Source organism: Chthoniobacterales bacterium (assembly GCA_039930045.1).
GTDB lineage: Bacteria > Verrucomicrobiota > Verrucomicrobiia > Chthoniobacterales > DASVRZ01 > DASVRZ01.
Window position 1 is genome coordinate 23,120 of sequence record JBDSQB010000005.1, and the last position, 13,968, is coordinate 37,087.

A 13,968-nucleotide genomic window follows, 5' to 3' on the forward strand; every position below is an offset into this window, starting at 1 on the left:
GGAAATTAACGATGGAGCCAGACGCGCAGCAGCGAGAGGAGCTGGTCGGTATTCACCGGCTTGGCGATGTAATCGCTGGCCCCGGCTTCGAGGCATTTCTCGCGGTCGCCCTTCATCGCTTTGGCGGTGAGCGCAAGGATCGGCAGCGTGCGGAACGTAGCGTTGTTGCGGATTTCTTTCATCGTTTGATAGCCGTCCATTTCGGGCATCATAATGTCCATCAGCACGATGGAAAGATCGGGCGTGCTCTCGATGATTTCGATGGCCTGGCGGCCATTTGTGGCACTGAGAATTTCCATTTCCTGATTTTCCAATACGATGGACAACGCGAAAATATTGCGCGCGTCGTCGTCCACGATCAAGACCTTGCGGCTATGCAGGACTTCGTTGGATTGATGGAGCTGGTTGATCATTTTCTGCTTCGACTCGGGGAGATCCGAGATAATCCGATGCAGGAAGAGTGCCGTCTCATCCAACAATCTTTCAGGAGACTGCACATCTTTCAAAACCACGCTCTTGGCCATGGTCTTGAGATGCTTTTCCTCGTTCGGCGACAGGTCTTTGCCGGTGAAAACAACGATCGGCACCTCGCGCAGCGACGGCTCCTCCTGGATGCGGTCGAGGAGTTCAAACCCGCTCATGTCGGGCAGGCGCAAGTCGAGAACGGCGCAATCGATCGGCATGTCGAGCAGCGCCGCCATGGCCTCGCCGCCGGTGCTCACCGTCGTGATCTCGATGTCGTCGTGACCGAGTAATTCGACGATGCTTTGACGCTCCAGATCGTTGTCCTCGACGACGAGCAGACGCTTCGTGCGCGGCGCGGAAAACGTCTTGATGCGGTCGAAGGCCATGTCCAGATCGTCGGTCGTCGCGGGCTTCACCATGTAGGAAAACGCGCCGCGCGAGAGGCCGTGCTGGCGCTCCTCGTCGAGCGAAATGATTTGCACGGGAATGTGGCGCGTCATGGAGTCGAGTTTGAGGTTATTCAGCACCGTCCAGCCGAGCATGTCGGGCAGGAAAATATCCAAAGTGATCGCCGTCGGTTGATATTGACGTGCCAAAGTGAGCGCTTGCTGGCCGCGCGTGGCCACGATTCCCTTGAAGCCTTTTTCACGGGCGAGTCCGAGCAAAACGCGGGCATAATGCGGGTCGTCCTCGACGATGAGCAGCGTCGTGTCGCCGTCGATCACCATGTCGCGGTCGTCCACAATCTGATCCTCGCGAGGAACTGGCAGCGCGCTCAAAGTGATGGTCGAAGTGTTGCCATCGACCGATTGCTGGAGCGAAGGCGTGACCGCCTGCGTCGTGGGCCCGGTGAAGTGCAGCGGCAGATAAAGCGTAAACGTGCTGCCTTCGCCGGCGGTGCTGGTCAGGCGGATTTCTCCACCCAAAAGTGCGGCGAGTTCGCGGGAAATGGCCAGACCCAGACCGGTGCCGCCGTATTTGCGCGACGTGCCCGCGTCGGCTTGCTGGAAGGCCTCGAAAATCAGTCGCTGCTTCTCCGGCGCGATGCCGATGCCGGTGTCGGTGATCGCCAAGCTGATCACGTTTGGAGTGCGCTTGAGCACCGGATGATCCGTGCTCCAGCCCTCGGCAACAGGGGCAACTTTGATTCCGACGCGGCCATGCGAGGTGAACTTGAAGGCGTTCGAAAGCAGGTTCTTGATGATCTGCTGCAACCGCTTCCAGTCCGTCGTAAAATGCCGCGGCAGAGTCGGATCAAACTCGACTTGGAACGGCAGGTTTTTGTTGTCCGCAATGTGCCGGAAGTTGCGTTCGACTGAGTCTTTCAACGCGCTGAAAGTGATCTCCTCCGCCTCGACCGAGACCGTGCCCGACTCGATTTTCGACAAATCGAGAATGTCGTTGATCAGGTTGAGCAAATCGGAACCCGCCGAGTGAATGTTGCGGGCGAAATCGACCTGCTTGTCGTTGAGATTGCCCGAGTTGTTCTCGGAAAGTTGCTGGCCCAAAATCAGGATCGAATTCAGCGGCGTGCGCAATTCGTGGGACATGTTTGCAAGGAACTCCGACTTGTATTTCGACGTGAGCGCCAGCTCGGCGGCCTTGTCTTCGAGCGCGCGTCGGGCCTGCTCGATTTCCTTGTTTTTGCGCTCCACCTCGACGTTTTGCTCGGCGAGCTGCTGGGCTTTTTGCTCGAGTTCCTCGTTGGTCTGCTGGAGTTCCTTCTGACCCGACTGCAACTCGGCTGTGAGCTGCTGGCTCTGCTGGAGCAGACCCTCCGTGCGCATCGTGGCTTCGATTGTATTCAACACGACGCCGATGGATTGCGTGAGTTGTTCGAGGAAATTCAAGTGCGCGTCGGTGAAGATCTGGAGCGAGGCGAGTTCGATCACAGCCTTGGTTTCGCCCTCGAAAAGCACGGGCAAAACGACGATGTTCACCGGGATCGCCTGGCCGAGGCTCGATTGCACCGGCGTGTAATTGAGCGGGACATTGCTGATGAGAATCCGCTGACGTTCCAAGGCGCATTGGCCGACCAAACCCTCGCCCATCATGAGGTGTGTGACCTGGTTCTTGGGCGTGGCAAAACCGGCCAGCAAATGCAGTCCGCCCTCGCCCTCGGCGGAAGTCTGATACATCGCGCCCTGATGTGCCGAAACGAGCGGCGCAACCTCGGAGAGCAGCATCTGACCCACCGTGAAAAGGTCGCGCTGACCCTGCAACATGCGGGTAAATTTCGCGACGTTCGTCTTCAGCCAATCCTGCTCCTGGTTGCTCTCCGTGGTCTCGCGGAGGTTGTTGATCATCGTGTTGATGTTGTCCTTCAACTCGGCGACCTCGCCACGAGTTTCGACCTGGATGGAGCGGGTCAAATCGCCCTTTGTCACCGCGGTGGCAACCTCCGCAATGGCTCGGACCTGCGTGGTCAAGTTGGCCGCCAGCAGGTTGACGTTTCCGGTCAAATCCTTCCACGTTCCGGCGGCGCCGGGGACGTTCGCCTGGCCGCCGAGACGGCCTTCGACGCCGACCTCGCGGGCGACGTTCGTCACCTGATCGGCAAACGTCGCGAGCGTGTCGGTCATGTTATTGATCGTCTCTGCGAGCGCGGCGACTTCGCCCTTGGCCTGCACGGTGAGTTTCTGGCGCAGGTTTCCGTCGGCGACGGCTGTCACGACTTTCACAATACCGCGGACCTGATCCGTCAGGTTGGCCGCCATGACGTTCACGGAATCGGTGAGATCTTTCCACGTTCCGGCGACACCCGAAACTTGGGCCTGACCGCCCAATTTTCCCTCAGTGCCGACTTCGCGGGCAACGCGCGTGACCTCGGCGGCGAAGGCGTTGAGCTGATCGACCATCGTGTTGATGGTGTTTTTCAACTCCAAGATTTCTCCCTTCACGTCCACCGTGATCTTGCGGGACAAATCGCCTCGCGCCACGGCAGTCGTCACCTCGGCGATGTTGCGAACCTGGGCGGTCAAGTTGCCACCCATCGCGTTCACGGAGTCGGTCAAATCCTTCCACGTTCCGGCGACACCGGGCACGACCGCCTGCACGCCGAGACGACCTTCGGTGCCGACTTCGCGGGCGACGCGGGTGACTTCCGACGCAAACGAGCGCAATTGCTCGACCATGGTGTTGATCGTTTCCTTGAGCTGCAAAATCTCGCCGCGCACGTCCACCGTGATCTTGCGGGAAAGGTCTCCGTTCGCCACGGCGATGGTCACCTCGGCGATGTTTCGCACCTGCGCCGTGAGGTTCGATGCCATGGAATTGACGTTGTCGGTCAAATCTTTCCATGTGCCTGCAACTCCGCCCACTTCGGCTTGGCCGCCCAGTTTTCCCTCGGTGCCGACCTCGCGGGCGACGCGGGTGACTTCCGACGCAAACGAACTCAACTGATCGACCATGGTGTTCATGGTTTCTTTGAGCTGCAAAATTTCCCCTTGGACTTCCACGGTAATCTTGCGGGACAAATCGCCGCGCGCAATCGCCGTCGCCACGTCGGAAATGTTGCGCACCTGGCCCGTCAAGTTAAAGGCCATGGAGTTGACGTTGTCGGTGAGATCTTTCCACGTGCCTGCAACTCCGGGCACTTGCGCCTGGCCGCCCAGTTTACCCTCGGTGCCGACTTCGCGGGCGACGCGGCTGACTTCCGCCGCGAACGAACGGAGCTGATCGACCATGGTGTTGATCGTTTCCTTGAGTTCGAGAATTTCCCCGCGCACGTCCACGGTGATTTTTTTGGACAAATCGCCGCTCGCGACGGCAATCGTCACCTCGGCAATGTTGCGCACCTGGCCCGTGAGGTTCGACGCCATGGAGTTGACGTTGTCGGTTAAATCTTTCCATGTGCCTGCAACTCCGCCCACCTCGGCTTGGCCGCCCAATTTTCCCTCAGTGCCGACTTCGCGGGCGACGCGGGAAACCTCGGACGCGAAGGCGTTGAGCTGATCGACCATCGTATTAATGGTGTCCTTGAGTTCCAAGATTTCGCCCTTCGCATCGACCGTGATCTTGCGGGACAAATCGCCGCGCGCCACGGCGGTGGTGACGCCGGCGATGTTGCGAACCTGCGCGGTGAGGTTGTTCGCCATCGAGTTCACGTTGTCGGTGAGATCTTTCCAAGTCCCGGCGACGCCTTGCACCTCGGCCTGGCCGCCGAGCTTGCCCTCAGTGCCGACCTCGCGGGCGACGCGCGTGACCTCGGATGCGAAGCCGTTGAGCTGATCGACCATGGTGTTCATGGTTTCCTTGAGCTGCAAAATTTCGCCCTTCACATCGACCGTGATCTTGGACGACAAATCGCCTTTCGCGATGGCGGTTGCCACGTCGGCGATGTTGCGGACCTGCGCTGTCAAGTTGGATGCCATGGAGTTGACGTTGTCGGTCAAATCCTTCCACGTTCCACCGACGCCCCGAACCTGCGCCTGGCCACCGAGCTTCCCTTCGGTGCCGACTTCACGAGCCACACGCGTCACTTCGGAGGCGAAGCCGTTGAGCTGATCGACCATCGTGTTGATGGTGTTTTTCAGTTCCAAAATCTCGCCCTTCACGTCCACCGTGATCTTTTTGGACAAATCTCCATTCGCCACCGCCGTCGCCACGTCCGCAATGTTACGAACCTGAGCCGTGAGGTTCGACGCCATGGAATTCACGTTGTCCGTTAAATCCTTCCAGGTTCCCGCCACGCCGCCAACCTCGGCCTGACCGCCCAACTCGCCTTCCGTTCCGACTTCGCGAGCCACGCGGCTGACCTCAGAAGCAAAGGCGTTGAGTCGATCAACCATCGTATTGATGGTGTTTTTCAGCTCCAAAATCTCACCTTTAACGTCCACCGTGATCTTGCGGGACAAATCTCCCTTCGCGATAGCCGTCGCCACGTCGGCGATGTTTCGCACCTGCGCCGTGAGGTTGTTCGCCATGAAGTTCACGTTGTCGGTGAGATCTTTCCAAGTCCCGGCCACGCCACGGACTTGTGCCTGACCGCCCAATTTTCCCTCGGTGCCGACTTCGCGGGCGACGCGCGTGACCTCGGCCGCGAAGCCATTGAGCTGATCGACCATGGTGTTCATGGTGTTTTTCAGCTCCAAAATCTCACCTTTGACTTCCACCGTAATCTTCGATGACAAATCGCCTTTCGCGATGGCTGTCGCGACGTCGGCGATGTTGCGGACCTGTCCGGTTAAATTGGACGCCATCGAGTTCACGTTGTCCGTGAGATCCTTCCACGTTCCGCCGACTCCGGGCACGATCGCCTGGCCGCCGAGCTTGCCCTCTGTCCCGACTTCACGGGCGACGCGCGTGACTTCGGACGCGAACGCATTCAGCTGATCGACCATCGTATTGATGGTGTCCTTCAAATTCAAAATCTCGCCCTTCACGTCCACCGTGATCTTGCGGGACAAATCGCCGCGCGCCACGGCAGTCGTCACGTCGGCGATGTTGCGAACCTGACCAGTCAAGTTCGACGCCATGGAATTCACCGAATCCGTCAAATCTTTCCACGTTCCCGCGACGCCCGACACAGCGGCCTGACCGCCCAATTTTCCCTCAGTGCCGACCTCGCGGGCGACGCGCGTGACCTCGGACGAAAACGCGTTGAGCTGATCGACCATCGTGTTGATCGTTTCTTTCAACTCCAGGATTTCGCCCTTCACATCCACCGTGATTTTGCGGGACAAATCGCCGCGCGCCACAGCCGTCGTCACGGCGGCAATGTTGCGCACCTGCGCCGTCAGGTTCGACGCCATCGCGTTCACGGAATCGGTCAAATCCTTCCACGTTCCTGCGACGCCAGGCACGACGGCCTGACCGCCCAGTCGGCCTTCCGTTCCCACTTCGCGGGCGACGCGCGTGACTTCCGACGCGAACGAACGCAACTGCTCGACCATCGTGTTGATGGCTTCTTTCAACTGCAAAATTTCTCCGCGTACATCGACGGTGATCTTTTTGGAAAGATCCCCGTTCGCCACGGCCAGCGTCACATCGACGATGTTGCGGACCTGTGCCGTGAGGTTGCCGGCCATCTGGTTGACCGACTCCGTGAGGTCCTTCCAGACGCCGGACGCTCCCTTCACCTGCGCCTGACCGCCGAGCTTACCCTCGGTGCCGACTTCGCGGGCGACGCGGGTCACTTCCGAGGTGAAAACGGAGAGCTGGTCGATCATTCGGTTCACCAACCGGGCCGAATGCAAAAACTCGCCTTCCAGTGCGCGGCCATCTGCCTCCAGCGCCATCGCCTGGCCGAGATCTCCCTTCGCCACAGCGCCGATTGCGCGGGTTACATCCGTCGTCGGACGCACCAGATCTTCCATCAACCCATTCAGCGCATCGACTTCCACCGCCCACTCGCCGACGAGGCCCGATACACGCATGCGCTGGTTCAGTTTGCCCTCTTTGCCGACGACCCGGGCCACTCGGGCGGTCTCGCTCACGCGGCGCTCGTTAATGCTCAGAATGTCGTTGAAAGTATCCGCAATCTTGCCGTGCACACCCGTCCAGCCGGAGGGAAGTTTCTTGGAAAAATTTCCCGCGCGAAACGCCAGCATCGCCTCCAGAATCTCCAACGCCAGATCCGAGTCGCTCGGCTGCGCGATCCCAGTTTGAGTGTTATCCAACTCGGCTCCGTTCAGCAGTGCGGCGTCGCCATACAGCGTTTCGCCGAGTGGCGCGGGGTCCGCAGGAGTTTCGAGGATGATTTCAGGTCGCGCTTTGGGGGTTTTGGTGGCTTTCATGGAATCAGAGGCAATCGGCAAATTACATTCGACGGTAAGGAAAACGCACGGCCTGGTGTCATTCGCTTAATTTATCGGGATATTATCTGACGAAGTTATCGGGTCAAGGCACTCACCCGGTCTTAAAATTTTCTACATCCACAAGCCCGTATCCGAGCGATAACGGCCTGCAACGCAGCGGACTTTGCGTGCCCTGCAAATTACACCCTTTATTTCTTGCCAACCACGTGACCGACGAAGGATTACCCGCTCCAGTAAGGCAGTTGATCGAGCGGCATCTCACTTCCATCGAGCAGATGGAGATTTTGCTCTTGCTTGCGAAAAATCCAGAAGTCAGCTTCACCGTGCAAAGCGTCTATGATGTGATCTTGAGCACGAAACTTTCCGTCGCCGCGTGGCTGGAGTATTTTGTGCAGGAACAAATCGTCCAGCGCACCGATGAAACTCCCGCCCGTTATCAATTTGCACCGAATCGAATGGAACTCCGCCCAGCCATCGAGGCGCTCGTCGAATCCTATCAAGCCCGGCCCGTGCGCGTGATCGAGGCCATCTATCAACGTTGCTCCACGGAGGGCGATCCGGCGCGCATGTTTGCCGCAGCTTTTCGCCTGAGGAAATCGTAATATGGGACCCGCCGTTTACATTCTCAGCACCTTGAGTTGCATCCTGATCTCCGCGCTTCTCCTGCGAGGCTACCTGGCCTCGCGACGTCGTTTGCTCTTCTGGAGCATGCTCTGCTTTGGCATCCTCGCCATCGCCAACTGCCTGCTCGTGCTCGATTTTCTGATTTTTCCCAACGTGGATCTGGGCTCGTACCGGAGTGTGGTTACTCTGGTCGCGCTCGTCGTCCTGCTTTACGGGCTGGTCTTTGAATCCGAATAAAACCGATGACGCTCCACTCCTTTCTCGCGCTCCAGGTGACGACCGTTACGCCGGACTTTCTGTCGGGTGCCATCGCGATGGCCTGCCTGGTGGTGGCGGCGTTTTTTCTGCGCTTCTGGCAGAAGACGCGCGACCGGCTGTTTCTTTTTTTCAGCATGGCGTTTCTGCTGCTCATGCTGGAGCGGATTTTGCGGTCGTTTTGCCAGATGGGAAACGAACTCGCGCCCTTCGTTTACTCGGTGCGCCTGGTGGCGTTTCTCCTGCTCATCATCGCGATCATCGATAAGAACCGCCGCGCCTGAGAGGTCGTTTTTTCACATCCGCCCTTGTCTTTTTCGGGGCGGGCCGCGATGGGGAAACGATGCACGCCACCTTGTTGCAAGATCTGGCCGTGGTCATGGTCGTTGCGGCTTTTGTCACCGTCCTTTTCCGCCGCCTGAAGCAGCCCGTTGTCCTCGGTTACATTCTAGCCGGGCTCATCGTCGGACCGCACACGCCTCCGTTTCCACTCATTCAGGATCGGGCCACCATTGAGACGCTCTCCGAGCTGGGCGTGGTCTTTCTGATGTTCGCCCTCGGGCTGGAGTTCAGTCTGCGTAAACTCAAGAAAGTCGGCATGACCGCCCTCATTGCGGCCTCGCTGGAAATCCTCGTGATGGTTCTCGCCGGCTACGAACTCGGCCGGTTCTTCGGCTGGAGCCTGATGAACAGCGTCTTCCTGGGCGCGATTCTCTCCATTTCCTCGACCACGATCATCATCAAGGCCCTCGAGGAACTCGGCAAAACTCGTGAGCATTTTGCGCAGCTCATCCTCGGCATTCTCATCGTCGAGGACATCCTCGCCATCGTCATGATCGCGCTCCTTTCCGGCTTTGCGACGACCGGCTCGCTGGCTCCGGGCGACATCGCGATCACGATGCTGCGGCTGAGCGCGTTTCTGGGAACGCTCCTCGTCCTCGGGTTGATCATCGTCCCGCGATTGCTCGATTATGTCGCGCGTTTCAAGAGCAACGAAATGCTTCTCATCACCGTGCTCGGCCTCTGTTTTGGCGTCTCGCTGATTGCAGTCAAACTCGGCTACAGCGTCGCGCTCGGGGCGTTCTTGATCGGCGCGATCATCGCCGAGGCGCGGCAAATCGTCCGCATCGAGAACCTCATGCACCCGATCCGCGACATGTTTAGCGCGGTCTTTTTCGTTTCCATCGGACTCCTCATCGACCCTGCGCTGCTGGTGAAATACATCGTGCCGATCCTCGTCATTTCCGTCGTCGTGATTGTGGGAAAAGTGCTCGCCTGCTCCTTCGGCAGCTTCATCGCGGGCAACGACCGACGCTCCTCCCTCCAGGTCGGCATGGGACTCGCCCAGATCGGGGAGTTTTCCTTCATCATCGCCACGCTCGGGCTCACGCTCCGGGTCACGAGCGATTTTCTTTACCCGATCGCCGTCGCCGTCTCCGTGCTCACCACGCTGGCCACGCCGTATCTCGTAAAAAGCTCCGACGCCGTCGCGCAACTCATGGAGCGCATTCTGCCTCGGCCCTTGCTCGATTCCCTCGATACTTACACGCGCTGGGTCGGCCAGCGCAGCGGTGGAACGGACTCGCCCGCCGTTCGCCTTCTGCGCCGCTGGGCCTGGCAGATCGGGATCAATCTCCTGCTCGTCACCGCCATCTTTCTCGGAGCCGTTTACCTGCGGCCCAAGGTGTTTGTGCGCTGGCCTGACGTGCCCGGCGGCATCGAGGGATTGAAAGCCTTTCTCTGGCTCGGCGCCATGCTGCTCGCGCTCCCGCTTTTCATCGCCGTCATTCGTAAACTCCAGGCCGCGGCCATGCTCATCAGCGAGATCACCGTCCATCGCGATGCCGCCGGGGAACGCACCGAGGCGTTGCGCGCGATCATCGTGAGCGTTGTAATGATCGCCGGCAGCCTCGCTTTGATCCTGATCGTGCTCCTTCTCAGCTCGACGATTTTACCCTCTTGGAAAATGCTGATCGCGCTCGGCCTGCTGCTCGTCGCCGCCTTCATTCTCCTGCGCCGCCCGTTCATCCGCCTCTACGCCGGTGCGCAATTTGCCCTTCAGACCACCCTTTCCCAACCCGAAGTCGCGCGTCAGGCCGCCCCGCTGCCGCCACTCCTCAGCGAGGCCAGCCTGCGCACCGTTTCCATTCCCACGGGCTCGCCAGCCATCGGGAAACTGATTGCCGAACTCCAGATTCGCAGTCAGACCGGGGCGAGCATCGTCGGCATCGAACGCGAAAATGGCAGCGTGCTCAACCCCGGTCCCGACGAGGAATTGCACCCCGGCGACCGCCTCATTTTTCTCGGTCATCCGCACCAGCTCGCCGCCGCCGAGGGGCTCATCGCGCCAATTGCGATCTAACTCAATTTTTTTCATTCCCCGGCACGCCCGAAATGCGCGCCGCGTTCGATGAAAAAGTATGAGCGACGATCCCAAGGGCGACATCCCCACGCGCACCGAAAAAGAAAACATGGACGAGCCGCAGGAGGAATTTATCTCGTCCGAGCCGCCGTCCGCCACGCATCCCAATCCGGAGAAAGATCCCGACGATTGGACCACGGGCGACGAGCCGATGACCGGACCCCAAATGTCCTATCTGAAAACCCTTTCCCAGGAAGCGGGGGAGGAGTTTGACGAGACTCTCACCAAAGCCAACGCCTCCAAACGGATCGAGGAGCTTCAGCACAAAACCGGTCGCGGCCAGAAGGAATGATTTCTCTAATAACCACCTAACTCGACTCATTATGAACTCCCCCAAATCTAAAAAATCCAGTTCACCCTCCGAAATCGCTGGCTCCATCGGCAGCGCCGTCGGTGGAATCGTTGGCGCTGCAGCCGGAACCATCGCCAGCGGCGTCGCCCAGATCGCCAGCCAGGTGATGCCCAAAGGCGGTCTCGCCGAAAACGTGCCCAGCGAAGTCGCCGTCAGCGCCTCCGTCACGATGCCTCCGACAGACGAGGAAATCGGCCGCCGCGCCTACGAAATTTATCTTTCGGAAGGCTGCCCCGAAGGCCGTTCGCACGAGCATTGGCTGCAGGCCGAGCGCGAGTTGAGCCAGGCTTCCGGCTCATAAATTTCTCGATCCGGCCGATCCTTTGCGGCAGCTTGGGCGGACTTTGAATCCGCTCTCGTTCATTCTCGCCGTCCTCTTTTTCGGGTTCCTCACGAGCGAGGCACAAACGCTCAAGCTCCTCGGACGCGCCGTTTTGCCGCACAAAATGCCCGTCGGCAAAACCCTCCTCGGCGGCCTCTCCGGCATTTCCTACGATCCGACTTCCAAAGCACTCTGGGCCGTCTCCGACGATTCCTCCTACGCCGGCGGTGCTCCCCGGATTTACCAGATTTCACTCCAACTCGGCGACACCTTGCAGCCGCAAATCGTGCGCGCGCTCATCCTGCTCGATGAAACCGGCCAGCCGTTCTCCGTCGCCGATTGCGAGGGCATCGCCTGCACCGGGCGCGACTCCGTCTGGGTGAGCAGCGAAGGCCGGGCCGGGGCCAAAGGTGCGCCGCCTTGGATCAAGCTTTTCTCGCTGAAAACCGGACGCGTCATCCGCACGCTGCCGCTCCCTGCGGTCTATCTGCCCACCGATGAAACGGGAAAGTCCGTGCCCGTCGGCAGCTCCGCGCAAACCCGTGGCATTCTCTCCAATCGCGCCATGGAATCCTGCTCGCTCTCGCCGGATCATCTCACCCTTTACACGGCCAACGAAAGCTCGCTTCTCCAGGAAAAAGCTCCCGGCGAAAACAGCGAGGGCGGCGCCAGTGTTTTCAATCCGACTCAGGTTCGTATCAGCGCCCTCGACGCCAAGACCGGACGCTGTCTTGCGCAGAAACTTTACATCTCCGACATGGGCTGTTTCTTCGGCTCCATCTCCGATGTTAGTCCGCTCGACAAGCAGGGAAATTTGCTGGTGTTAGAACGCCGCATCATCCGCACCACCCTCGGCACCGGCTGCACTGGAATCCGTCTTTATCGCGTGAATCTCGCTGAGGAATCCGCAGCCGATCTGCGCGACATTCCCAATGTTAGAACCCAGCCCGCCACCAGCCTCACCAAGACGCTCGTCTATGATTCGCGTAAGGAAGGCATCGACGACTTGGACAACATCGAGGGCGTCGCTCTGATGCCACTCCCAGGCGGACGCACCGGAGTCGTGATGGTCAGCGACGACAACTTCGGAGACGATCAGCAAACCCAGATTCTTCTCTACGAACTAACATTCCACTAACATGACTTCCGCCGAATCCTTCGCTGCCGCCAAACGTATCATTCCCGGAGGCGTGAACTCACCCGTGCGTGCCTTTCGCGGAGTTGGCGGCGAACCTTTTTTCGTCGAGCGCGCCCTCGGTTCCCACATCTGGGACGTCGATGGAAATGAACTCATCGACTACGTGGGAACTTGGGGCCCGGCGATATTAGGACACGCGCCGAAGGTCGTGCTGGATGCGATTGTTAGCACGGCACAGCGCGGCGTTAGTTTTGGCATTCCCAACCCACTCGAAATCGAAATGGCGGAGACAATCATCCGCTTCGTTCCTAGCATTGAAAAAGTCCGCATGGTCAACAGCGGAACGGAAGCCACGATGTCCTGCATCCGGCTCGCACGCGGATTCACCGGACGCAACAAGCTGGTGAAATTCGAGGGTTGCTACCATGGCCACGTCGATTCGTTGTTAGTCAAGGCCGGCAGCGGCGCACTCACCCTCGGCCAGCCCGACAGCGCGGGCATTCCCGCGGAACTCGCCGCGCTCACCATCACGCTGCCCTTCAACGACCCTGACGCGCTCAAGGCCGTCTTCGCCCGTGAAGGCCGCGAGATCGCTGCCATTATTGTCGAACCCGTGCCCGCCAACGCCGGACTTTACCTGTCGAAACCCGGCTACCTCGAACTCCTTCGCCAGCTTTGCGACGAGTCGGGTTCCATTCTCATCTTCGACGAAGTGATGACCGGATTCCGCCTCGCGAAAGGCGGCGCGCAGGAAATTTACGGCATCACGCCCGACCTCACCGCGCTGGGGAAAGTCATCGGCGGCGGACTCCCCGTGGGCGCTTTTGGCGGTCGCGCCGACATCATGGATTTCCTCGCGCCCGACGGCCCGGTGTATCAGGCCGGCACGCTTTCCGGCAACCCGCTCGCCATGGCCGCCGGTCTCGCCCAACTCCGCGAACTCGAACGCCGCAATGGCTGGGCCGAGTTGGAAAAGATCGGAGTCGCATTCGAATCTGGCGTCCGCGAAGCCCTCTCCGTTGCTAATAAAAAGTTCACCTTCCAACGCCTCGGCTCGATGTTTTGCCTCTATTTTACAGACCAGCCCGTGGACAACCTCGCCATGGCCCAGCGCTCCGACCGCGCCGCCTTTGCTCGCTACTTCCACGCCTGCCTAAAGTCCGGCGTCTATTTCGCCCCGAGTCAATTCGAAGCCGGCTTCCTCTCCCTCGCCCACACCGCGGAGGATCTGGAAAAAACCGCCGAGGTCACGGCAGCGGCCTTGCGAGCGTGATTTGAGACTCCCCCTGGCGCGGGTGAAACGCTTAGGCTGGATTGGCGGTGAACTCGGGTTGGCGAACCGAAGTTGCTGAAAAGAGGGGAGTTAGAGCGAATTCAGCCAACGCGCCGGGTCATTGCTTCGCTGTAACGGTCAATTGCTTGGACGTAACGAGCGATTGCTTGCGTGTAACGGTCAATTGCTTCGATGTAACAGTCGATTGCTTGGACGTAACAGTCGATTGCTTGGACGTAAGGGGCGGTTGCTGCGCCGTAATGACCAATTGCTTCGAGGTAACGGGCGGTTGCTTGAACGCGAGATCGCGTTGCTTGGCTGTAAGACCGAGTGGCTGGAGGGCATTTGTCCCCAAATGC

At 59.4% G+C, this 13,968-nt stretch carries 9 protein-coding genes; 8 read left to right on the forward strand and 1 reads right to left on the reverse strand.

Going from position 1 to position 13,968, the window contains the following annotated elements; all coding sequences use genetic code 11:
* Positions 1 to 5 precede the first annotated feature (5 nt).
* Positions 6 to 7,016, reverse strand: a complete 7,011-nt coding sequence (locus ABIT76_04675; protein MEO7932435.1) for a HAMP domain-containing protein — start codon at positions 7,014 to 7,016, stop codon at positions 6 to 8.
* A 413-nt stretch (positions 7,017 to 7,429) separates the two neighbouring features.
* Here ABIT76_04675 and ABIT76_04680 point away from each other — a divergent pair, with 413 nt between their 5' ends.
* From ABIT76_04680 to hemL, 8 genes are all read left to right on the forward strand, one after another.
* Entirely contained in the window at positions 7,430 to 7,825 is a 396-nt protein-coding gene (locus ABIT76_04680) for a hypothetical protein (GenBank protein ID MEO7932436.1), read from the forward strand.
* 1 nt (position 7,826) lies between these two features.
* The gene (locus ABIT76_04685; protein MEO7932437.1) at positions 7,827 to 8,084 is read left to right on the forward strand and encodes a DUF5985 family protein; all 258 of its coding nucleotides are present in this window, start codon (positions 7,827 to 7,829) and stop codon (positions 8,082 to 8,084) included.
* Between the two features lie 5 nt (positions 8,085 to 8,089).
* Positions 8,090 to 8,386, forward strand: coding sequence for a DUF5985 family protein (locus ABIT76_04690; protein MEO7932438.1), 297 nt, complete (start codon positions 8,090 to 8,092; stop codon positions 8,384 to 8,386).
* Between the two features lie 59 nt (positions 8,387 to 8,445).
* A complete protein-coding gene (locus ABIT76_04695) occupies positions 8,446 to 10,464 on the forward strand; it encodes a cation:proton antiporter (protein MEO7932439.1) in 2,019 nt (672 codons plus the stop codon).
* A 109-nt stretch (positions 10,465 to 10,573) separates the two neighbouring features.
* Positions 10,574 to 10,816, forward strand: coding sequence for a DUF3072 domain-containing protein (locus ABIT76_04700; protein ID MEO7932440.1), 243 nt, complete (start codon positions 10,574 to 10,576; stop codon positions 10,814 to 10,816).
* Between the two features lie 31 nt (positions 10,817 to 10,847).
* The gene (locus ABIT76_04705; protein ID MEO7932441.1) at positions 10,848 to 11,177 is read left to right on the forward strand and encodes a DUF2934 domain-containing protein; all 330 of its coding nucleotides are present in this window, start codon (positions 10,848 to 10,850) and stop codon (positions 11,175 to 11,177) included.
* 43 nt (positions 11,178 to 11,220) lie between these two features.
* A complete protein-coding gene (locus ABIT76_04710) occupies positions 11,221 to 12,336 on the forward strand; it encodes an esterase-like activity of phytase family protein (GenBank protein ID MEO7932442.1) in 1,116 nt (371 codons plus the stop codon).
* Position 12,337: 1 nt separating this feature from the next.
* Positions 12,338 to 13,609 (forward strand): glutamate-1-semialdehyde 2,1-aminomutase, encoded by a 1,272-nt coding sequence (gene hemL, locus ABIT76_04715; protein ID MEO7932443.1) that lies wholly within the window; start codon positions 12,338 to 12,340, stop codon positions 13,607 to 13,609.
* The last annotated feature ends 359 nt before the right edge of the window (positions 13,610 to 13,968 follow it).

Coding starts and splice junctions, on each gene's coding strand:
- ABIT76_04700 (MEO7932440.1), top strand. CDS start 10,574: ATGGACGAGCCGCAGGAGGAATTTATCTCGTCCGAGCCGCCGTCCGCC.
- ABIT76_04675 (MEO7932435.1), bottom strand. CDS start 7,016: ATGCTGGCGTTTCGCGCGGGAAATTTTTCCAAGAAACTTCCCTCCGGC.
- ABIT76_04690 (MEO7932438.1), top strand. CDS start 8,090: ATGACGCTCCACTCCTTTCTCGCGCTCCAGGTGACGACCGTTACGCCG.
- ABIT76_04695 (MEO7932439.1), top strand. CDS start 8,446: ATGCACGCCACCTTGTTGCAAGATCTGGCCGTGGTCATGGTCGTTGCG.
- ABIT76_04705 (MEO7932441.1), top strand. CDS start 10,848: ATGAACTCCCCCAAATCTAAAAAATCCAGTTCACCCTCCGAAATCGCT.
- ABIT76_04685 (MEO7932437.1), top strand. CDS start 7,827: ATGGGACCCGCCGTTTACATTCTCAGCACCTTGAGTTGCATCCTGATC.
- hemL (MEO7932443.1), top strand. CDS start 12,338: ATGACTTCCGCCGAATCCTTCGCTGCCGCCAAACGTATCATTCCCGGA.